We start from the raw sequence: 21,744 nt of genomic DNA, 5'->3' as shown, positions 1-21,744 counted from the left end.
ACGTCGAGCGCCGCTCCCGCGTTCACGTTCTCCGAGGGAGAAGCGCCACCGCCGCGGCCGGGACGGCGGCCAGCAGGAGCCAGGGGACGGCCGGGGGCAGACCGGCGTCCAGGAGGGTGCCGGTGACCGCGCTGCCGACCAGCACGATCAGCCCGGAGACCGAGGACAGCGCCCCGGTGTACAGGCCGAGCCGGCCCTCCTCGGCAAGGTCGGGCACCCAGGCGCGGGCGGCCGGGACGACGAGCATCTGACCGAGCGTGAGCAGCAGGACGAAGCCGGCCGCGGGCAGCAGCCCGGCCGTTCCGGTCCGTCCGGCGGGCAGGGCGGCGGCCACGACGGCGAACCCCGCCGCGATCAGCGCGAGCCCGGCCGCCATCGAGCGGCGCAGGTCGATCCGCTCCCCCGCCCACCGGGTGACCGGCAGCTGGGCGGTCACGACCAGCAGCGACGACAGGGCGAACAGCCACGCCAGCGGTGCCTGCGAGGCGGCCGCCCGTTCCACCTCTGCGGGCAGGGCGAGGTAGAGCTGGTTGTAGGCGAGGAGGTAGGCGCCGTAGGCACAGCACAGGGCGAGGAAGCGGCGGTTGCGGAGCAGCGGTCGGACACCGCCGCGTACTCGGACCCGGGCGCGGCCGGGGATGTGCTGAGGGAGCAGCCAGGCGTGAGAGGCGAGGACGAGGACGAAGACACCGGCTCCGGCCAGACACACCGCGCGGAAGTCGACGGTGAGGAGCAGCGCGCCGAGCAGCGGCCCGACGAACGCCCCGGCCTGCCCGGCGACGGTGAACAGGGCGAGCACCCGGGTGCGCGGCCCGCCTCCCGACTCCTCGTGCGCGACGGCCTGCCGGGCCACCTCGGACTCGACGGCGGGGGAGAACAGCGCGGCCGCGAACCCGATCAGCAACACCGCCCCGACGACCGTCCAGGTCTGCCCGGCGTGACCGAGCCAGCCGAACCCGGCGATGCGCAGCGCGCACCCGGCGAGCACCACGGGCCGGACGCCGTACCGGTCGACGAGCACCCCGCCGACCACGAACAGCCCTTGCTGGCTGAAGGTCCGCAGCCCCAGCACGAACCCGACCAGCCAGCCCGCCATGCCGACCGCGTCGCCCAGATGCTCGGCGAGGAATGGCAGAACGGCGAAGAAGCCGATGTTGAAGGCGAGTTGGGTGAGGATCAGCAGCCGCAGCAACGGCGAGAGCGGCGGCGCCCCCCGCGCGCCGCGGGGCCGGGAGAGGCGGGTCCCCGTCATCCGGCGTCCACCAACTCGGCGCGGACAGCGGGCGGTTCGCCGGCGTCGGGGTCTGCCCTACGAGTTCGCCGGGACCGCGGCCAGGGCCGTGGCCCCGGTCGTCGCACCCCGCCGGCCGCGGTCACCGCCAGTGCGCCGAGGACGGCGAGGACGGTCGCGGGGGCGAGCACCGCCCAGGGGGCGCGTTCGGCGTAGGGCTGGTTCTCGGCGAGGAGCAGGCCCCACTCCGGGGACGGCGGCTGGGCGCCCAGACCGAGGAAGCCGAGCGAGGCCAGGGCGAGCGCGACGCCGGGCAGCCGCAGCAGGGCGTGCCGGGCGACGGGCGGGAGGACGGCGGGCAGCAGCTCGCTCCTCAGCAGATACCCGGGTCCCGCGCCGAGGGCACGAGTGGCGGTCAGATGGAGGGTGGCCCGCTCCTGCCGCAGCAGCGCGGAGGTGTGCGCGGCGAGCGGCGCCCAGGCCACCACGGCCACGGCGAACACGGGCGTCGTGGGCCCGCTGCCCCAGACGGCGGCGACGAGCAGCGCGGCGAGCACGGGCGGTACGGCGTTCACCGTGTCGACGAGCGGCCCTGACAACCGGGGCAGCAGTCCGAGCAGCACCCCGGCCGTCAGGGCGATCGCGCTGATGGCGAGGGCGAGCAGCAGCGTGTCCAGGGCTCCGTGCGCGACCCGGGCGAGGACGTCGCGGCCGAGCGCGTCCGTGCCGAACGGGTGGGCGGTGGAGGGAGGCCGGAGACGGGACGCGGTGTCGAGGGCGAGCGGATCGCGCGGCAGCCCGAGGAGAAGGACGACCGACAGCACGAGCCCGTACGCGAGCGGCAGGATCCCGCGGGCCGGCGGCGACGGCCGGTGGAGCGTGTGCAACGCGCCGTCGCGCAGCGCGGGACCGATGAGCCGCCGGGCGGCGAGCCGAGTGGCCCCGGTGACGGCGGCCGCGAGGGCCACCAGAACGAGGGTGCCGGCCTGGAGGACCGGCAGGTCCTGTGCGATCGCCGCCTGGAGCGTGGTCCGGCCGAGCCCCGGGATGTCGAATATCTGCTCCACGGCGACGGACCCGCCGGTCAGCCCCACGACGAACAGGCCGAGGTTGGGCAGCAGTCCGGGCACACAGCGGCGCAGCGCCTTGCGGGCGATGCTCCGGCCGGGCAGTCCGCGCGCGGCCGCGGCCAGCGCCCAGGGCTCGGCGAAGGCGGCCGGCAGCCGGTCGTCGAGCAGGCGCCCGAGCACCGCCCCTGCGGGCAGGCCCAGGGCGAGCGCGGGCAGCACCGTCCACTGCGGGCCGTACCAGCCGAGAGCGGGCAGCCACCCCCACTGCACCCCGACGACGGTGGCGAGCACGGACGCGGTCAGGAACTCGGGCAGCGCCGCCAGCACCGCGGACCCGGAACCGCCCGCGGGTCGGCCCTCCAGGCGTCGCCGCGCACCGAGGTACAGCGTCCGGGCGCACACACCGGCGGCGGTGACCAGGGCGGCAGCCAGGGCCACCAGCATCAGCAGCAGTGACGCGCCGAGAGCCTCGAGGACGCCGGGCAGAACGTCGGCACCGGAGATCCACGACCGTCCGGCGTCCCCGCGCGGCAGTCCCGCGAGCCAGTGCCCGAGCAGGCGCAACGGGCCCTCTTGCAGGCCGAGTTGCGCGCGGATGGCGGCGAGCACCTCGGGCGTCGCGTCCCGGTCGGCGGACCGCGCCTTCAGCACGGTCAGTGCCGGGTCGGTGCGCGACAGCCAGGGCAGCAGTCCGATGCCGCACACCAGGATCGCGGCCAGCGCGGCACGCCACAGCAGCGCGCCCATCCTGCTCCTCATGCCGTCAGCGCCGGGTCCCGGCGCCGACGAGCGTGCGCTCGTACGGATCGAGCAGCGCACCGCCGACCCCGGCGGCGACCCCGGTGATGACGCGCTGGTGGACGAGCGGGACGACGGCGTCCGTACGGAGGATCGCGGCCTCCGCGGCAAGGACGGCGTCCTGCCGCTCGCCGGTGTCGGCCACCGTCTGCGCCGCCGCGACCGCCCTGTCGACGGCCTTGTCGCACAACAGGGCGAGGTTGTAGCCGCCGTCGCAGGTGAAGTCGCCGGCCAGGACGGAGACGGGGTCGCCGGTGTCGAGGAGGCTGTTGCGGGCGCCGACGAAGGCGTCGAACCTCCCCGCGAGCGCGTCGCTCTCCAGCCTCGAGTACTCCCGCACCTCCAGCTTCACCTTGAAACCGGCCTTCTCCAGCTGCTGCTTCAGCACCTGTGCGACCTCGGGGAGTTCGGGCCGGTTGTCGTAGGTGGCGAGGGTGAGCGAGGCGCCGCCGGGGCTGCCGGCCTTCGCTCGCCCGGCCGGCTGGACGCGCTTGCCCTCGGCCCAGGTGACGGCCGGACCGTAGAGCCCCGCACCGGCGTCCGCGTGCCCCTCGTAGACACCCTGGGCGAGGACGGAGGTGTCGACGGCCGCGCGTGCGGCGGCCCGCAGGGCGGGATCCTTGAAGACGCCGGACTTCGCGTTGAGCAGCAGGCTGGTGGTGCGGGTCGTGGCGGTCTCCCGGCGGGTGTCCCCGGCGAGGGTGGCCGCCTGGGCGACGGGTATCGCCTCGGCGAGGTCCACCTGTCCGGTGCGCAGGGCGTTGGCGCGGGCGGTGCCGTCGGCGATGAAGCGCACGTCGACACCGGAGGCCTGGGCCCGGCCGCCCCAGTAGTCGTCGAACCGGTCGAGAGCGGCGGCGGTGGCGCCGGTGACCTCGGTGAGCGCGAAGGGACCGGTGGCGGTACCGACCGGGTCGACGGCGCCCTTCTTCCCGTAGGCCTTCGGGGCGAGGACGCCGAGTCCGGGGCTGGACAGGCGCAGCGGCAGCACCGGGTCGGGCGCCGCGGTCGTGACCCGGACGCCGGTTCCGCCCGCCGCCTTCGCCGTGAGGGTGACCCCGGAGAGCGCGGCCGGGGGTGGCTCGGCCTCGGTGGCACGCGTGAGGGAGGCGGCGACGGCGGCGGGCGTGACGTCCGAGCCGTCCTGGAACACGGCCTCGCGCAGGGTGAACAGCCAGGTGCGGTCGTCCTCGCGTCGCCAGGACGCGGCGAGTGCCGGGGCGGCGGTGCCATTGGCGTCGAGGGCGGTCAGCCCCTCGGTGACCCCCAGACGGCTGAGGATCGTCGCGTCGGCGCCGTGCGGAGAGAGGTTCTCGGCGGGCGGGAACGCCAGGGCGACGCGCAACCGGGAGCCGTCGTCGGCACCGGAGCCCGCACCGTCGTCGCCCCCGGAGGAGGCGAAACAGCCGGCGAGCAGCGGGGTGAGGAGGAACGCGGCGAGAAACCGAGGAGGACGGGGACGGCGAAGAGGGCGGAGACGGCGGAGGAAGCGCATGGAGTTACCGGCCTGTGGGACGAGGGCGAGCGGAGGGAGGGTCGGGGCGCGCCGAACGCGCGGAGGTCCCGGAGGAACCGGAGGAACCGGAGGACGAGGAAGAACCGGAGGGTGCGCAGGACGAAGGGGACACGGGGACGGGCACGCGGAGAGGCACGTCGAAGTGCACGATGCCCTGGCCGCCGGTCAGTCGGTCCCGCTCGTCGTGCACCACGGTGCCGAGCGACCGCCAGAATCCCTCGGCCCCCTCCACGGCAGGGTCCGTGTGCAGGTAGACGGACCGATAGCCGCCGTCCGCCACCGCGAAGGCGAGGAGTTCGGTGACCAGCCGCCGGGCGAGACCACGCCGCCGGTGCTCCCGGCGGACGTAGACACGACGCAGTTGCGCGGTCGTGCCGGAGGGGTAGCGCTCGGCGACATGGCGCGGGTTCGGCGGATGCGCGGGGCCCCGCGAGTCCAGAGCCGCGGTGGCGACGACCTCCCCGCCCTCGCCGTCCTCGCCGGCGAGCGCGACCAGCAGGGCGTGGCGGGCCGGGGCGAGGTAGGCGGCGGCCGGATCGATGATGTCGCCGTGCCAGCGGGGCACGTAGCCGGTACCGAAATCGCGGTACACGGTGTCGAGCATGACGGCTCGGGCGCCGTCGAGGTCCTCGGGGCCGGCGGCCCTGATGCGGTACTCATGCACTTGCACATCATATGCATTAAGCCAGCAAGGTTGATCACTTAACCACCACTCCCGGATTTGACAGAGATCGCGACGCGCCTCTAAATCTAGCCACATGACATTCATTTTCAACAAGGGGGTGCTGTGATGCGCGTCGCGTTCGTGGGGAAGGGCGGCAGCGGAAAGACGACCCTGTCCGCCCTGTTCGCCCGGCAGTTGGCACGATCGGGCGCACCGGTGCTGGCGGTGGACGGCGACATCAACCAGCATCTGGCCGAGGCCCTGGACCCCGCGGCGGGCCCGGCGCCCTTCACGGCCCCGCCCCTGGCCGCGCATCTGGGCGACATCAAGGACCTGCTGCGCGGCAGCAACCCGCGCGTCACCTCCCGCGAGGCGATGGTCAAGACGACCCCACCGGGCCGCGGCTCCCGGCTGCTGCGCCTGCTGGGCAACGACGCACTGCACACGCGTCACGTCCAGCGGGTCGGTGGAGTGCCGTTGATGGTGACGGGCGAGTTCGACGAGAGCGACCTGGGGGTCGCCTGCTACCACTCCAAGCTGGGCGCGGTGGAGCTCTATCTGAGCCACCTGGTGGACGGCCCCGGCGAGTACCTGGTGATGGACATGACGGCCGGCGCGGACGCCTTCGCCTCCGGCCTGTTCACCCGCTTCGACATGACGTTCCTGGTGGCCGAACCCACCCGCAAGGGCGTCTCCGTCTACCGCCAGTACCGCGACCACGCCCGCGAGTTCGGCATCCCGCTCGCCGTGGTCGGCAACAAGGTGACCGGCGAGGACGATCTGCTCTTCCTCAAGGAGGAGGTCGGGGACGACCTCCTCACCCACCTCGTCGTCTCCCCATGGGTCCGCTCGGCCGAACGGGGCGCACCGCGCGGCGAGTTGGAGGACGTCAACCGCCACGCACTCGACCTTCTGCGCGAGACGGTCGACGCCCGCGAGAAGAACTGGCCGCTCCTGCACCGCCACGCCGTGGAGTTCCACCTCCGCAACGCCCGCGCCTGGGCGGACGCGGCGACGGGCCAGGACCTGGCCGCCCAGGTGGACCCGGAGTTCGTCCCCGGCCCGGCGTCACTTCACTGACCTGCACGGCCCCCGCGCACGCCGCCCCGGGCACGGCCCACCTCTCACTCCCCCACTTCCCCAGCCCCCACCCTCCCCCCAGCCTCCGCCCTCCGCCCTCCACCCTCCACCAGAACAGGACACCCATGTCTCTCGACGTCTCCCCGAAGCTCCTCGCCGAGGCCGAAGCCGGTGACATCCGCGAGCAGGACTTCGTGGACACGATCCGGACCTCCCTCCCCTACGCCTACGACCTCATCGCGTCCCTCGCCTCCGAACTGCACTCCGGTGCCGACCTGTTCACCGACAACCAGACGCCTCCCGCCTCCGAGCAGGAGCGCGGCCAGCTCCTGCGGGCCCTGGCCAGCGACGCCATCCGCGGCAGCCTGGAACGCCACTTCGAGGTGACCCTGGCCTTCCAGAACTGCCACCGGGTGGCGGCCTTCCGCCCGGGAGACCGGGGCGGCGAGACCTACACGCGCTTCACCTCGACGCGGGCTCAGGTACTGAACCAGTCGGCGGAACTGCGGGACTGCTAGGTCCTGTCGGAACTCGGTCCGCCCCAGGACCGGGCAGCCGAAGGGATACGGACAGCCGGTCGCATCACCCGGTCACGCGGGGCGGCCGGCTGCCCTCGGCCCTCCTCCAGCCCTCACCCCCACTCTCTCCCCTCCCGGGGCCCCCGGCCTACCGGACGCCCGTCGCGTCGAGCAGACGCACCAGGTCCTTGCGCCCGTACCCGAGGAGCGCGGCGCGATGGGCGGCCGTCAGCAGCAGATGGGCCACTGTCCGCGCGTCGTATCCGTCCGGGTCGCTCCCGGAGCACTCGTCGGGCTTCTCGACGCCGAGGCTGTTCATCACCACCCCGTGCTCGCGGCGGATCTCCGCGATGGTGTCGGACACGGCACCCAGGAGTGTCGACCCGGGCCGCACACACTCCAGGGCGAAGCAGTCCCGGTCGACCGGTTCACAGCCACGGGGCGGGCGGGTGCGCAGACCCTCGTACCGCTCGTCCCCGAAGCCGCCCTCGTCGAACACGTCGTGCACCAGGACGAACCGCTGGAAGCCCGGTGGAGGCGCCTGAGGCGGCGGCGTGTACTCGCACCCCGCGTCCTCGTGCACCAGACGCCGCACCTCCTCCTCGTCCGCCGAGGTGATGGTGAAGCCGCTGTCCGTGTTGCGCCCGGTCGTCGTGCCGTCGGCGTTGCGCTGGAAACTCAAGCTCACGTCCACCCCCGTGGTCGTCTTGCCGGGAAGATCCCGTCACCCGCACAACGGCCCGAGGTCCGGCCGCGTGCCCGCTCTCCGCAGCACCACCCGAACGCGTGAACGAGGCTTTCCCTGCTGACGAACTCGTGCGTGCGACCGTCAGTAGTGCGGCAGGCGCGGGTTCCTGACGGCGCCGGGGACGTCGCACCACGGGCGCAGTTCCTTGTACGCCTTGGCCTCGTCGTAGGTGAAGTCGGCGCCTCCGTAGCCGCCGTAGGCCACGGCCAGGGCGACGCAGGCGGCCTCGCCCTCGGTGTCCACCGTGCCCGGGTCCAACTGCTCGGCGCCGTACACCGCGGCACCCTGGCAGTTGGCGAGAGCGCCGTGGTCGTCCGCCGGCTCACCGTCGGCCGCTGCCTTGTCCAGGGCCACGACGGCGTCGGCGCAGTCGCGCGGCATCTTCGTGGCCTCGAAGCCGATCCCCTTGATCAACGCGTCCACCATCGCGTCGGTGGTCTTGTCGTGGTTCCCGTAGGTGTAGAGGAGGTACCTGCTGGAGGACAGCCACCACACGCGGTGGCTGTCCTTGCGCGAGCCGTCGTAGTCGGGCAGCACGTCGGTGCCGAAGGTCCAGCTCCTGGCCTTCTTGCCGCCGATGTCGGTCAGCGGCCCGTCCTTCACGGAGATCACCGACTCGTCCGTGGTGGTCATGCCGTCCTCGCTCGCGGTGGACCACATGGCACCGGTGCCCGACTGGCCCTCCCGGATCTCGTCGAGGGTCAGCTCCGGGGAGTACAGGACCCGCACACCGGTGTCGGGGTCACCCTGAAGCGAGAAGTCGGCGCCGGTCGCGACGGTCGGTTCCTGCGGGGTGTCCCAGACGGCTTCGGAATCCGCGTCCGCGTCGCCCGACCGGTACTCCAGTTCCGAGCCCGCGGGGACGGTGACGCGCAGGCCCCCGAACACGGCCACCGGTTCCGGCTCCTGTTCCTCCTCCTGCTCGGCGACGACCTCGTCCGCGTTGGGCGACCCGTCCACGGAGGGAGCGGCTGTCGTCGCGTCCTGGCTCGGCGTCGCCGCCTCCGACCCGGCCGTCGTACTGGCGGCGATGTCCCGTGCGGGCGTCCTGGTCTCGTCGTCGCCCGCCATCAAGCCGACCGCCATACCGCCTGCGCCCAGGACCACGGTGGCCGCCACGGCGCCGACGACAACCCGGCGTCGCGTTCGACGCTTGCCGGGTGAGGCCTCCGAGGACGGCGGCGATACGGGAACGGGCGCTGCGGGAACCGGCGGTACGGGAGGTACCGGTGGCGCTGGAGGTGCGGGCGGCGCGGGGGGAACTGCCCGTTCCTTCTGCGCCGTGGCCTGGGACGTCGGCTCTCCCGACGTCCGTGAAGGCGGGGGCTCCTCCGAGGCCGCGGGCGGATCGGCGGGTGCCGCTCCGACTGCCCCCTCATCGGAATGGTCTTCGACGGGAAGAGGAACGTCCCACGACGCACGCTCCAGCGACACGGTGCCGTGGGCTTCGGCTTGGGCTTCTGCTTCACTCCGCCCGGGACCGGGAACCGCACCGGCACCAGCACCAGCACCGTGTTCCAGTGGCCGGGTGTAGGACATGGTCGGGAAGACCGCGGTGCCCGTCGGCCCGTACGCGGCCGCGGCCCGTTCGGCGATCTCCGCCGCGCTCGGGCGCTTCCCGGGCGCCTTGCGCAGGGCGTCGCGGACCAGCGGCAGCAGGACGTCGGGCACCCCCTGGAGCGAAGGCTCGGCACTGACGATGCGGTGCGTGATCCCCGTGGGGGCGCCGAAGGGGTGGACCGCGGCCGCGGCGTACGCGACGAGCAGCCCCCAGGCGAAGATGTCGCAGGCCGGCAGGGTCGTGCCGTCGGTGAGCTGCTCCGGAGCCATCCAGCCGGGGGTGCCGGTCGTCACCGAGGTCGCGGTGATCGCGGTGGCGTCGAGGTGGTGGGCGATGCCGAAATCGACGACGCGTGGGCCGTCGGCGGCGAGGAGCACGTTCGTCGGCTTCAGGTCGCGGTGGGCGACCCCGGCGTCATGGATGCAGGCGAGCGCGTGGGCGACCGCCGCCGCGAAGGTCAGGAGATTGTCCGAGCGCAGCGGACCGGTGTCCCGGACATGCTGGTGGAGGGTGTTGCCGTGGACGTAGGCGGTCGCCAGCCAGGGCAGCGGAGCGTCGGGGTCGGCGGCGACGAGCGGGACGAGATAGGGGCCGGTGACCTTGCGGAGCATGGCGGTCTCGCGGCGGAAGCGCGCCCGGTGCGCCGGATCGGCGGCGAAGTCCTGGTGCAGGACCTTGACGGCGAGGGGTGCTCCGCCGTCGGGGTCGGTCGCGTAGTAGACCGCGCCCATGCCTCCGGTGCCGAGGTGCCGGACCGGCCGGTAGGGGCCCACGCGTTCGGGGATGTTCACCGGCACGGTCGGCCCTCCGGTGCGTGGAACGACTGCCCGGCAGGCCGCCTCGGCCGACGGAGACCGCGGTGCTGACTCATGTACCCCCCTGATGTCCCACGCCCTGTGGCCACTGATCGGGCCTGCGCGGCGTGTCCGACCGCGGGGGTCCTGGGTGCGCCGGTGACCGGTCGTCACCCCGCCCGTGCGGGCGGGGTGACGGCGGTTCGACGAAGCCCCCCTCATCGGCGGAGCCACTTTAATACCGGATCACCGAGAGGGGACAAAGGGGTTGTGGGACCAGGTCGTCCGCGTTGCGGACGGACGACCGGCCGTGGTCCGCTCCCCGGGCGGACCACGGCGCCTCACGCCTTCTGTTCCACCCGCACCCAGTCCACCTCCGCCTGCACTCCCCCGCCGGCGATCCGGTCCACGCTGGACTGTGGCAGGCCCCAGTACGGGGTCGTTACCTGGTTCCAGCCAGCCGGGTAGGCGCCGCCGAGGGCGAGGTTGAGGATCACGTACTGGTTGTGGCCGTAGACCCACTGGCCGCGGGTGGACTCCAGCTTGTTGCGGGTCGTCTCCTGGACGAGGCGGTCGTCGACGTAGAAGCGCATGCCGGTCGGCGTCCACTCGACCGCGTACGTGTGCCAGGCGTCGGCGCGGCCGCCGTTCGGGTAGGTCTGGCGGGCGCCGATGTTGCCGTCGGCGGAGTAGCCGGGGCCGTGCAGGGCGGAGCTGGTCCAGTCGGCGTAGCCGATGTTCTCCATGATGTCGGTCTCGCCGGAGGCCGGCCAGGACACGGTGGGGTCGTCGACGTTGCTGCCCAGCAGCCAGAAGGCGGGCCAGAATCCGTCGCCGACGGGCAGCTTCATGCGGGCGCTGACCCGGCCGTAGGTGAAGTCGAACCTGGTGTTGGTGTCCACCCGGCCCGAGGTGAAGTCGTAGGTGCCGCCGCCGGCCTGGGTGCAGGCCTTGCAGTACCTGGCCCGCAGGACCAGGGCGCCGTTCTCGGTGCGGACCGTGTCGGTCGAGTCCACGTACGCCTGCGCCTCGCCGTTGACGGAGCCCATCTCGGTTCCGGTGCGTACCACCCGCCACTTGGAGCGGTCGAGGGATGCGGTGGTGAAGTCGTCGAAGAACGTCGTGCGGTAGGTGCCCTGTTGCTCGCCGGGGAGCGCGGGGTAGGCGGCGGAGGCGCTGCCGCCGGTGCCCCAGACCTCGAACTCGTAGAGGGAGTAGCCGAACTGGGCGGTGGCGGGCGCCGGGTTGTAGAAGGAACGGCGTTCCTTGCCGAGCATGCGGACGTAACGCCCGGACGCCGGTCGGGGAAGGCGCACGCTGTCGTGCACGCCGACCGCATCGGCAGGGGACTTCACGTCGGCCCTGCGCGCGGCGACCTCGGCGGCCGACGGCTGGTACACGGTGCGCCAGGTGCGGTTGTCGTCGGAGACCTGGAGTTGGTAGTCGACGGCGTAGGCCGCTTCCCAGTACAGGTCGACCGTGTCGATCGTCGAGGTCGCGCCGAGGTCGACGGCGACCCAGCGGTCCGCGTTCCAGTCGCTCGACCAACGGGTGGCGTCGTCCTTGAGGTTGGCGGGGTGGCCGCCGTCGGTGATGAACGCCGGTGAGTTGCCCGCGTGCTGGTAGTAGTTCGTGTACGCCGGGTGGTTCAGGGCGAGGTTGGAGCGCACGGTGGCCGCGGGGGCGGGCTCGCCGCCGTAGACCTTGAAGGAGTAGAGCGAGTAGCCGTACGGCGTGGCCCGCTCCAGGCCGCGCAGGCGCAGGTAGCGGCCCGTCACCTCCTGGGGATACGTGTGCGCGGTGACCGTGCCCCCGGTGCCGGCGGTCTCCGTGTAGAAGGGCGTCCAGTCGGTGCCGTTCTTCGACACCTCCAGGACATAGCGCTTGCCGTAGGCGGCTTCCCAGTCGAGGACGACCCGGTCGACGCGGAGGGTGGTGCCGAGGTCGAGCCGGATCCAGGCGTCGTCGGCGAAGTTGCTGGACCAGCGGGTGGCGGCGTTGCCGTCGAAGGCGAGGCCGGGGGCGGTTCCGCCGTTCTCGCTGCCGGAGGCCGTGACGGCGGCCGGGGCGGCCGCGTAGGCGGCCGCGGCACGGTCGGTGTCCCAGGCGGCTGCCGCGGCGGTGGGCGCCGCGGCCGCGTCCGGTGCGACGAGGGCCGGCCCGGCGCCCAGAAGGGTCAGCGCGGCGAGGGCGGTCAGGAGGGTACGGGGAGTGCGTGCGGTGCGTGGTGACATGCGGCTCTCCTCGGTGGAGGAAGGATGAACGAGAATGCCGAGTGTGTCGTGCTCATGACATTCAGAGCGGTGGGGCGTGGCGGGCACGCGCTCCCGCACCCGCGCCCGCCTTGCCCCGCGCCCTCAGGCGGCCTTCACCACCCCTTCCCGGTGCCGGCGGATGATCTCCGCGTAGTGGTGTCCGGTGCCCTTGATCGTGCGGGCCTGGGTGCGGTAGTCGACGTGGACGAGGCCGAAGCGCTTGTCGTAGCCGTACGCCCACTCGAAGTTGTCCAGCAGGGACCAGGCGAAGTAGCCCGCCAGCGGGGCGCCCTTACGGGCGGCGGAGGCGCAGGCGGCGAGGTGGCCGGTCAGGTAGGCCTGGCGCTCGGGGTCGTCGACGGTGCCGTCGGGGCGGACCGTGTCCGGGTAGGCGGAACCGTTCTCCGTGACGTACAGCCGCCGCGCGCCGTACTCCTCGGTCAGACGCAGCAGCAGGGTCTCGATGCCGCTCGGGTCGACCTCCCAGTCCATCCCGGTGCGCGGGACACCCTCCCGGCGGACGGAACGGGCGTGCGGGGCAGGCCCGTCGGGGTCGTCGCTCACCGTGGCGGGGAAGTAGTAGTTCAGGCCCAGCCAGTCCAGCGGTGCGGCGATCGTCGTCAAGTCGCCAGGCTGCTCGGGGAGTTCGACGCCGTAGACCTCGCGCATGTCGGAAGGGAAACCCCGGCCGTGCACCGGGTCGAGCCACCAGCGGTTGGTGTGCCCGTCCATGCGGAGGGCGGCGGCGACGTCCTCGGGGCGGTCGGTGGCGGGGTACACGGTGGAGAGGTTGTTGACGATGCCGATCTCGGCGCGCGGGGCGGCCGCCCGGATGGCCTGGACGCCGAGTCCGTGGCCGAGGAGCAGGTGGTAGGAGGCGCGGACGGCCGCCGTCAGGTCCGTGAAGCCGGGGGCCATCTTGCCTTCGAGGTGGCCGATCCAGGCCGAGCACAGGGGTTCGTTCAAGGTGGCCCAGTGGCTGACGCGGTCGCCCAGCCGCTCGGCGACGACCGACGCGTACGCGGCGAAGTGCTCCGCGGTCTCCCGCTCGGGCCAGCCGCCGCGGTCCTGGAGCACCTGCGGAAGGTCCCAGTGGTAGAGGGTGACGGACGGGGTGATGCCCGCCTCCAGCAGACCGTCGATCAACTTGTCGTAGAAGTCGAGGCCCTTGGCGTTCACCGGACCGTCGCCGCCCGGCATCACACGGGGCCAGGAGACGGACAACCGGTAGGCATTGGCGCCCAGTCGGCCCATCAGGCCGATGTCCTCACGCCAGCGGTGGTAGTGGTCGCAGGCGACGTCACCGTGGTCGTCGCCCGCGATCTTTCCGGGAGTGTGCGAGAAGGTGTCCCAGATCGACGGCGAACGGCCGTCCTCCGCCACGGCTCCCTCGATCTGGTACGCCGAGGTGGCGGTCCCCCACAGAAAGTCCTGCGGCAGGGCGGCAAAGTCGATGGTCACTGAAGTCCTCTCGGAATCGGGGTGGTTGTTCACTTCACGGCTCCGGCCGTCAGCCCGGCGACGAGATAGCGCTGGAGCAGCAGGAAGCCGGCCACCACCGGCACGCTGACGACCAGCGAGGCGGCCATGATCTGGTTCCAGTAGACGTCGTTGAGGGTGGAGTAACCCTGAAGGCCGACGGCGAGCGTGCGGGTGGTGTCGTTGGTCATGACGGAGGCGAACAACACCTCGCCCCAGGCGGTCATGAAGGCGTAGACGGCGACCGCCACGATGCCGGGGATCGCGGCCGGTACGACGATCCGGAAGAGCGCGCCGAGCGGACCGCAGCCGTCCACCAGCGCCGCCTCGTCGAGATCGCGCGGCACCGAGTCGAAGTACCCGATCAGCATCCAGATGGAGAACGGGAGGGAGAAGGTCAGATACGTCAGGATCAGACCGCCGCGCGAGCCGAACAGGGCGATCCCGGTGGCGTTGCCGATGTTGACGTAGAGCAGGAACAGCGGCAGCAGGAAGAGGATGCCGGGGAACATCTGTGTCGACAGCACCGTCACCGTGAAGACCCGTTTCCCACGGAAGTCGTAACGGCTCACCGCGTAGGCGCTGAACACGGCGATCACCACCGAGCAGACCGTCGCCGCGCCCGCCACGACCAGCGAGTTCACGAAGTACCTCGCGAGCGGGACCGTCGACCAGATGTCGATGTACGGGCGGATCGTCAGGCCGCTGGGCAGCCAGCGGAACTTGCCCGTGACGTCGGCGAGCGGTTTCAGGGAGCTGGAGACCATCACGTACACCGGCAACAGCACGAAGCCGGTGAGCAGGGTGAGGAAGATCCGCCGGGACCAGAGGAAGGAACGCGGTGGTGCCATGGGTGAGTCAGCGCGCATGTGAGGCCCTCCGTCCGCGCGAGGTGACGGCCAGGTAGACACCCGTCACGGCCAGCAGGAAGAGCAGCAGCAGGACCGACATCGCCGAACCCGTGCCGAAGTTCCAGGTCACGAAGGAGGCTTGGTAGATGTGGACCGAGATGAGGTCCGCGGCCTCCGGGGCGGCCCTGCCGAACAGGACGAACGGCGTGTTGAAGTCGTTGAAGGTCCACAGGAACAGGACCAGGAGCAGGACCTGGTTGACCGCGCCCAGGGACGGAAGGGTGATGCGGCGGATCTGCTGCCACCTGCCCGCGCCGTCCAGTGCGGCCGCCTCGTACAGCTCGCCGGGGATGTTCTGGAGGCCGGCCATCACGATGAGGAAGGCGAAGGGCCAGCCCTTCCACACCGACACGGTGAGCAACGCGTAGAAACTGTTGTCGCCGATCAGCCAGAAGGAGGGCTTGTCGGTGAGGTGCAGCTGGTCGTGCAGCACATGGTTCACCAGGCCGTTGTCGTGCTGGAACATGAAGACCCAGGTGATCACCGCCGCGTAGACCGGCAGGGCGTACGGCACCAGGAACAGCGCCCTCAGCAGCCCGCGGCCGCGGAAGGTGTCCTGCATGAAGATCGCCGCCGCGGTGCCGATGAGCCAGCACAGGCCCACCGAGAGCAGGGTGAAGCCGATGGTGACGAGGAAGGAGTGCAGCAGGGCCTCGCCGACCGGGGCGTCGAAGTCCACCGACACCTTGTAGTTGTCGAGGCCGGACCAGGGCGCGGTGCCCCAGTCACGGATGTAGAACTGGGTGAGCTCCTTGAAGCTCATCACGATGCCGATCACCATCGGCACCAGGTGGACGAGGAGTTCGAGAACCAGGGCGGGCAGGAGCAGCAGGTAGGGCAGTCCGATGCGGCGGATCCGGCCGGGGCGCGGGCGCGGGGCCGGCTCGGATCCAGCGTCGGTCCGAGGCTTTTCGACCTCGGCTGTGGTGGTCATCTGGCTCACTTCGTCCGGCTCACTTCGTCGGCATCTGCTGCTGGGCCTTGGCGAGCTTGGCCTTCACCGACTCGGTGGTCACCGCACGGCCGGCCGCCGCGTCGGCGAACAGTTCCTTGACGGCCGTACCGATCACCGTCTCGAACTGGGACTCGTCGGCGACCTGGGGCAGCGCGGCGGCGCTCTTGGCCAGCGTGTCCTTCAGGACGGCGTTCGCGGCGGAGTTGAATCCGGGGTCCGTCTGGGCCGAGGCGACCGGCGGGATGGTGCTGTACGCCTTGTTGAGGATCTTCTGCTCCTCGTCGCCGGTCATGAACTTCACGAACTGCGTGGCGCCGTCGAGGTTGTCGGTGTTCTTGAAGACCGCCAGGTTGATGCCCGCGACCATCGAGTTGACCTGGGTGCCGGTACCGGGGGTGCCCGACTGCACGGGGACCGGGGCGATGCCGTACTTGTCCTCGCTCATGCCCTGGGACTTGAGGTTGGCCGACGCGCTCTGCCACAGCAGCATCGCCGTCTTGCCCTTGGCGAAGTCGCTCACGGACTGGTTCTGCGCGTACTCGGCGTTGCCCTGCGGAATGGCCTTGTCCTTCGCCATCAGGTCGACGTACTGCTTGACCGCCGAGACCGCGCCGTCGGAGGTGAAGTCGGGCTTTCCGTCGGCGGTGAAGAAGTCGGCGCCGTGCTGCTTGGCGAAGACGAAGACGTGGTGGACGTTCTCCGAGACGTTCGCGCCCTCGGCGCCCAGGACCTGCTTGCCCTTCGCCTGGATCTTCTTGCCGTCGGCCACCAGCTCGGCCCAGGTGGCGGGCGGCTGGGCTATGCCGGCGTCGGCGAAGATCTGCTTGTTGTAGTAGAGGGCGTACGCCATCGAGTACAGCGGCACCGCGGCCGGATCCTTGCCCTGCGCTCCGGTCGAGCCGAGCGCGGAGTCGACGAAGCGGTCTCTGCCGCCGATCTTCGCGAAGTTCGCCTGGTCCCAGGGCAGCAGCGCGCCGGTGGCCTGGAGAGAGGCCGACCAGGTGTTGCCGATGTTGAGGACGTCGGGGCCCTGGCCGGACGTGGTCGCCGTGAGGATCCGGTTGAGCAGGTCCGACCAGGGGACGACCTCCAGCTTGACCTTGATCCCGGTCTCCTTCTCGAACTTGTCGAGTTCCGGCTGGAGGACCTTCTTGTCCACCTCGATGCTCGCGCCCTGGTTCGAGGCCCAGTACGTCAGGGTCTTCGGCGACTTGTTGGATCCTTCGCCGTCCGTCGAGGTGCCACCGCCACAGGCCGTGGCCGCGAGGGCGAGTGACATGACGACGGCGCCTGCGGCGGCGGCTCGGATGGTGCTCATGGGTCGGCTCCCGGTGTCATCAGGGCTTAATTTAGGACGTGAGTTAAACCTTGGAAGAGGGCTGCGTCAAGTGTTCCGGCACAGTCTGGGGAACTCTGTCCCCACTACTTGACGCACGTGTTCGGGTAGTTGAAGCATTCAGCGCTGAGAGAGCGCTCTCACGTCAGCGACCGTTCACTTCCTTAAATCAGCCGTTCACTTCGACCGGCCTGGACCGAGGAGAGCCGCCCATGCCCCACACTCCGTCGCCGGAGACGCCCGCCGTGCGCCGCAGAACAGTCCTCGCCGCCGCTGCCGCCACAGCCGCGACGGTCCCGGCCCTCGCCGGACTCGCCGCCGGGCCGGCCTCGGCCGCACCGCGCGGAAAGCGGGTGAAGGCCCTGCCGGGCGGAGGCGACCTCGGCCCGAACGTCCTCGTCTTCGACCCGTCGACCCCGGACATCCAGGCCCGGCTGGACGGGGTGTTCCGGCAGCAGGAGGCGGCCCAGTTCGGCACCGGACGCTACGCGTTGCTGTTCCGGCCCGGCACCTACCACGGCCTCAACGCCCAGCTCGGCTTCTACACCTCGATCGCCGGCCTCGGCCTCTCCCCCGACGACACGACCATCAACGGGGACGTGACCGTCGACGCGGGCTGGTTCGGCGGCAACGCCACCCAGAACTTCTGGCGTTCGGCGGAGAACCTCGCGCTGGTCCCGGTCAGCGGCACCAACCGGTGGGCGGTCGCCCAGGCGGCACCCTTCCGCCGCATGCACATCCGCGGCGGCCTCAACCTGGCCCCGTCAGGCTACGGTTGGGCCAGCGGCGGCTACATCGCGGACAGCCGGATCGACGGCGAGATCGGCCCGTACTCCCAGCAGCAGTGGTACACCCGGGACAGCGCCATCGGCAGCTGGCTCAACGGCGTGTGGAACATGGTGTTCTCGGGGGTGGAGGGCGCCCCGGCACAGAGTTTTCCCGACCCGCCGTACACCACGCTGGCCACCACCCCGGTCTCCCGGGAGAAGCCGTTCCTGTACGTCGACGGCACCGGCGCCTTCCGTGTCTTCCTGCCCGCCAAGCGCACCGACGCACGTGGTGTCACCTGGGGCAACGGCACACCACGCGGCAGCTCACTGCCACTGACGCAGTTCTACGTCGCCAAACCGGGCGTCTCCGCCGCCACGCTCAACCAGGCACTCGCACAGGGCCTGAACCTGCTGCTGACGCCCGGGATCTACCACCTCGACCGGCCGATCCAGGTGAACCGCGCCGGCACCGTCGTGCTGGGTCTGGGCTACGCCACCCTGATACCGGACAACGGCGTCACCGCTCTGAAGGTGGCGGACGTCGACGGAGTCCGGCTGGCGGGCTTCCTCGTCGACGCCGGACCGGTCAACTCCCGTGTCCTGCTGGAGATCGGTCCGACCGGCGCGTCGCGCGACCACTCCGCCGACCCCACCACCGTGCAGGACGTCTTCGTCCGGATCGGCGGCGCGGGCCCCGGCAAGGCCACCACCAGCATGGTCGTCAACAACCGGCACACGATCGTCGACCACACCTGGGTCTGGCGCGCCGACCACACGCGAGGGCGTCGGCTGGGAGACCAACCGGGCCGACTACGGCGTCGTCGTCAACGGCCATGACGTGCTGGCCACCGGCCTGTTCGTGGAGCACTTCAACAAGTACGACGTGCAGTGGAACGGCCAACGCGGTCGCACGATCTTCTTCCAGAACGAGAAGGCCTACGACGCCCCGAACCAGGCGGCGATCCAGAACGGCTCGGTGAAGGGTTACGCCGCCTACAAGGTCGGCGCCCACGTCACCGCGCACGAGGGATGGGGGCTGGGCAGTTACTGCTACTACAACGTCGATCCGACGATCGTCCAGCACCACGGCTTCGCGGCCCCGAACGTGCCGGGGGTGAAGTTCCACGACCTGCTGGTGGTCTCCCTGGGCGGTCAAGGCCAGTACGAGCACGTCATCAACGACCTCGGGGCACCGACCTCCGGTACCTCGACGGTGCCGTCGACCGTGGTGTCGTACCCCTGATCGGCCGATCCGCAGATCGGCCGTCCCGCTGATCCGCAGATCCGCTGATCCGCTGATCCGGCCGGCCTAACCGATCCGGCCGGCCTGACCGGTCCGTCCGGCCTGATCGATCCGGCCGACCTGACCGGTGCGTCCGGCCTGCCCCGCCTGCCTCCTCGGCGAAGGTCCTACGGGAACGCGGCGGTGCCGCACGCTCCGCGGGGGCGGGACGAGCCCGCGGTCCCGTGCCACGAACACCAGGTGTTCGTGGCACGGGACCGACAGGCGACCCGCGGCACCTACGGTCCCGAAGCAGGCCTGGGCCTACCGCGTCGTCGCCGCCACCGCCGCCGCGGGCGCCGGGGCGTACCCCGTCGGCCGGGCCGAGAAGGTTCCCCTGCCCTGGGTCCGGCTGCGCAGCCTGGTCGCGTAGCCGAACAGTTCGGCCAGCGGGACGGTGGCCGTGACCACCGCCGAACCGCCGCGCACGGCCGAGTCGGTGACCCGTCCGCGCCGCGCGGCCAGATCGCCGAGGACCCCGCCGACGGCGTCCTCGGGAACGGTGACCGTCACCTCGACGACCGGTTCCAGCACGAGCATCGCGCAGCCGCGCAGGGCTTCGCGCAGCCCGAACCGGCCGGCCGTGCGGAAGGCCGCCTCGGAGGAGTCCTTCACATGGGTCGCCCCGTCGGTCAGGGTGACCCGCAGCCCGGTGACCGGGTGGCCGCCCACCGGCCCCTCGGCCAGGGCGTCCCGGCAGCCGGCCTCGACCGCGCGGACGTACTCCTGCGGCACCCGCCCGCCGACGACGGTCGACCGGAACGTGAAACCGGTCTCGGCGGCCTCTCCCGTCACGTCCGCGTCGAGCGGCTCGACATCGAGCACGATGTGCGCGAACTGTCCGGCCCCACCGTCCTGTTTCACATGCCGGTGGACGACCCCGGACACCCCGCGGGCGACCGTCTCGCGGTACGTCACCCTCGGGCGGCCCACGTTGACCTCCAGGCCGAGGCTGCGGCGGATCTTCTCCACCGCCACCTCCAGGTGCAGTTCACCCATGCCCGACAGCACCGTCTGACCGGTCTCCGGGTCGGTCCGCACGACCAGCGAGGGGTCCTCCTCGGCCAGCCGGGCGAGAGCCGGGGCCAGCCGGTCGGCGTCGCCGCTCACCCGCGCCTCGACCGCCACGGAGACGACCGGGTCGGCGACCCCGGGCGGTTCGAGAACGACCGGCGCCCCCGGCGCGCTCAGCGTCGAACCCGCTCGGGCCGACTTCAGCCCGATCACGGCCACGATGTCGCCGGCGACCGCGCGCTCCAGCGGTGCGTGCCGGTCGGCCTGCATCCGCAGGATCCGGCCGACGCGCTCGGTACGGCGCGCGCCCGACTCCCATACCGTGTCTCCCTTCTCGATCGTGCCCGAGTACACCCGCAGACAGGTGAGCCGGCCCGTGGGGGTCGCGACGACCTTGAACGCGAGCGCCGCGAACGGTGCGGCGGGGTCGGCGGGCCGCTGTTCGACCGCGGCGTCCCGCGCACCCTCGGCGCCGACGGCCGTCCCGCACACCGGCGGTACGTCCGAAGGCGACGGCAGATAGGCGACGACGGCGTCGAGCAGCGGCTCGATACCGCGGTTGCGGTAGGCCGAGCCGCACAGCACGACCAGCCCGTCCCCGGTGCGGGTCAGCTCGCGCAGGGCACCGGAGAGGGTCTCGGCCGAGAGTGTCTCCCGGTCGCAGAACTCCTCCAGGGCGGCCGGGTGCCGCTCCGCCACGGCCTCCTCCAGCAGCCGGCGCCGACGCAGCGCTTCCTCGCGAAGATCCTCCGGCACCACGTCCTCGACGGCTGTGCCGGCGCCGTCGCTCCAGGTCAGCGCCCGCATGCGCAGCAGATCGACGACGCCGGTGAAGCCGTCCTCCGTGCCGATGGGCAGTTGCACGACCAGCGGGAGGGGGTGCAGCCGCTCGCGGATCGACGCCACCGCGGCGTCGAGGTCCGCGCCCACCCGGTCGAGCTTGTTGACGAACGCGATCCTCGGTACGCCGTGCCGGTCGGCCTGCCGCCACACGGACTCGCTCTGCGGTTCCACGCCCGCCACGGCGTCGAACACCGCCACCGCGCCGTCGAGCACCCGCAGGGAGCGCTCCACCTCGTCGGCGAAGTCGACATGGCCCGGGGTGTCGATCAGGTTGACGCGGTGACCGTCCCAGTCGCAGCTGACGGCGGCGGCGAAGATGGTGATGCCACGGTCGCGCTCCTGGGGGTCGAAGTCGGTGACGGTCGTGCCGTCGTGAACCTCGCCGCGCTTGTGCGTGGTCCCGGTGGCGTACAGGATCCGCTCCGTGACGGTGGTCTTGCCCGCGTCGACGTGGGCGAGGATGCCCAGGTTGCGGACGGCGGAGAGATGACGGTCGAGGTGGTTGCGCACGGCCCCTGGCCTTTCGGGGTGTTTCCGAGAACGGGCGGCGCGATTTCCGGACGAACACCGGGACACGTGGTCGGCGTGCCGACGCATTGATGCGCCGATGCACCGGATGCACCGGATGCACCGATGCGCTGATGCGCCGTCAGGAACGGCATGTCAGCGGAGCATCAGGGTGCGGAGGGGTTCGTCAGGCCATCCGGTGCGAGCCGCGCAGCGAGCACCGGACGGACGGAGACACGAGGATCACCTCGTAGCGGGATCGGGGAGCGACAGCAGCGGTGTGGTCACGCATGGCCGGGCCCCCCTCGTTCGTCTCGGTACCGCGCTGCCCGTGTGGTGGGCGGCGCTCGGTTCTGGCGAGTGTAGGGCCGAACAGGCCCCCGCCGCACGCGATTTGTCGCGACCTCCCGTA

At 71.7% G+C, this 21,744-nt stretch carries 13 protein-coding genes and 2 pseudogenes; 3 read left to right on the top strand and 12 right to left on the bottom strand.

Translation table 11 applies throughout. From position 1 onward, the window contains the following. Positions 1-22: 22 nt before the first annotated feature. The 4 genes and pseudogenes from AOQ37_RS12235 to AOQ37_RS12220 form a co-directional block, all read right to left on the bottom strand. Positions 23-1,252 (bottom strand): MDR family MFS transporter, encoded by a 1,230-nt coding sequence (locus tag AOQ37_RS12235; protein WP_062644135.1) that lies wholly within the window; start codon positions 1,250-1,252, stop codon positions 23-25. Beyond that, positions 1,249-3,060, bottom strand: a complete 1,812-nt coding sequence (locus AOQ37_RS12230; protein ID WP_062644134.1) for an ABC transporter permease subunit — start codon at positions 3,058-3,060, stop codon at positions 1,249-1,251. The genes AOQ37_RS12235 and AOQ37_RS12230 overlap by 4 nt, the downstream gene beginning before the upstream one ends. Before the next feature lie 4 nt (positions 3,061-3,064). After that, the gene (locus AOQ37_RS12225; protein ID WP_062644132.1) at positions 3,065-4,594 is read right to left on the bottom strand and encodes an ABC transporter substrate-binding protein; all 1,530 of its coding nucleotides are present in this window, start codon (positions 4,592-4,594) and stop codon (positions 3,065-3,067) included. Between the two features lie 148 nt (positions 4,595-4,742). Beyond that, positions 4,743-5,279 (bottom strand): annotated as a pseudogene (locus AOQ37_RS12220) (GNAT family N-acetyltransferase); the annotation flags it as partial. Positions 5,280-5,405: 126 nt separating this feature from the next. On the opposite strand from AOQ37_RS12220, the gene AOQ37_RS12215 reads away from it, so the two are divergent. Together AOQ37_RS12215 and AOQ37_RS12210 are read left to right on the top strand one after the other, a co-directional pair. Next, positions 5,406-6,359: an ATP-binding protein gene (locus tag AOQ37_RS12215; RefSeq protein ID WP_062644130.1), complete on the top strand. Its 954-nt coding sequence runs from the start codon at positions 5,406-5,408 to the stop codon at positions 6,357-6,359. Positions 6,360-6,484: 125 nt separating this feature from the next. Then, a complete protein-coding gene (locus AOQ37_RS12210) occupies positions 6,485-6,877 on the top strand; it encodes an SCO5389 family protein (RefSeq protein ID WP_062644129.1) in 393 nt (130 codons plus the stop codon). A 148-nt stretch (positions 6,878-7,025) separates the two neighbouring features. On the opposite strand, the gene AOQ37_RS12205 is transcribed toward AOQ37_RS12210, so the two are convergent. From AOQ37_RS12205 to AOQ37_RS12175, 7 genes are all read right to left on the bottom strand, one after another. Continuing rightward, a complete protein-coding gene (locus AOQ37_RS12205; protein ID WP_062644493.1) occupies positions 7,026-7,565 on the bottom strand; it encodes a hypothetical protein in 540 nt (179 codons plus the stop codon). 141 nt (positions 7,566-7,706) lie between these two features. Beyond that, a complete protein-coding gene (locus AOQ37_RS12200; protein ID WP_062644127.1) occupies positions 7,707-9,983 on the bottom strand; it encodes a serine/threonine-protein kinase in 2,277 nt (758 codons plus the stop codon). Between the two features lie 338 nt (positions 9,984-10,321). Next, positions 10,322-12,214: a discoidin domain-containing protein gene (locus tag AOQ37_RS12195; RefSeq protein WP_062644125.1), complete on the bottom strand. Its 1,893-nt coding sequence runs from the start codon at positions 12,212-12,214 to the stop codon at positions 10,322-10,324. A gap of 123 nt (positions 12,215-12,337) precedes the next feature. After that, a complete protein-coding gene (locus tag AOQ37_RS12190) occupies positions 12,338-13,696 on the bottom strand; it encodes a GH1 family beta-glucosidase (protein ID WP_062644123.1) in 1,359 nt (452 codons plus the stop codon). Positions 13,697-13,725: 29 nt separating this feature from the next. Next, the gene (locus AOQ37_RS12185; protein WP_028806141.1) at positions 13,726-14,565 is read right to left on the bottom strand and encodes a carbohydrate ABC transporter permease; all 840 of its coding nucleotides are present in this window, start codon (positions 14,563-14,565) and stop codon (positions 13,726-13,728) included. Between the two features lie 7 nt (positions 14,566-14,572). Next, complete coding sequence (locus tag AOQ37_RS12180; RefSeq protein WP_062644121.1) at positions 14,573-15,559, bottom strand: carbohydrate ABC transporter permease; 987 nt, start codon at positions 15,557-15,559, stop codon at positions 14,573-14,575. A 19-nt stretch (positions 15,560-15,578) separates the two neighbouring features. Then, on the bottom strand, positions 15,579-16,898 hold the full coding sequence (locus AOQ37_RS12175; protein ID WP_062644119.1) for an ABC transporter substrate-binding protein: 1,320 nt from the start codon (positions 16,896-16,898) through the stop codon (positions 15,579-15,581). Positions 16,899-17,128: 230 nt separating this feature from the next. Between AOQ37_RS12175 and AOQ37_RS12170 the strand changes: the two are divergent. Further along, positions 17,129-18,929, top strand: a pseudogene (locus AOQ37_RS12170) (pectate lyase-like domain-containing protein). Positions 18,930-19,232: 303 nt separating this feature from the next. Here AOQ37_RS12170 and fusA read toward each other — a convergent pair. Continuing rightward, the gene (gene fusA / locus AOQ37_RS12165) at positions 19,233-21,335 is read right to left on the bottom strand and encodes an elongation factor G (protein WP_062644117.1); all 2,103 of its coding nucleotides are present in this window, start codon (positions 21,333-21,335) and stop codon (positions 19,233-19,235) included. Between the last annotated feature and the right edge of the window lie 409 nt (positions 21,336-21,744).

It is taken from the genome of Streptomyces maremycinicus (assembly GCF_001184025.1).
In the GTDB taxonomy this organism is placed as follows: domain Bacteria; phylum Actinomycetota; class Actinomycetes; order Streptomycetales; family Streptomycetaceae; genus Streptomyces; species Streptomyces maremycinicus.
Note: the sequence above shows the minus strand (reverse complement) of the source record. Positions and strands in the feature narration are given on the sequence as shown.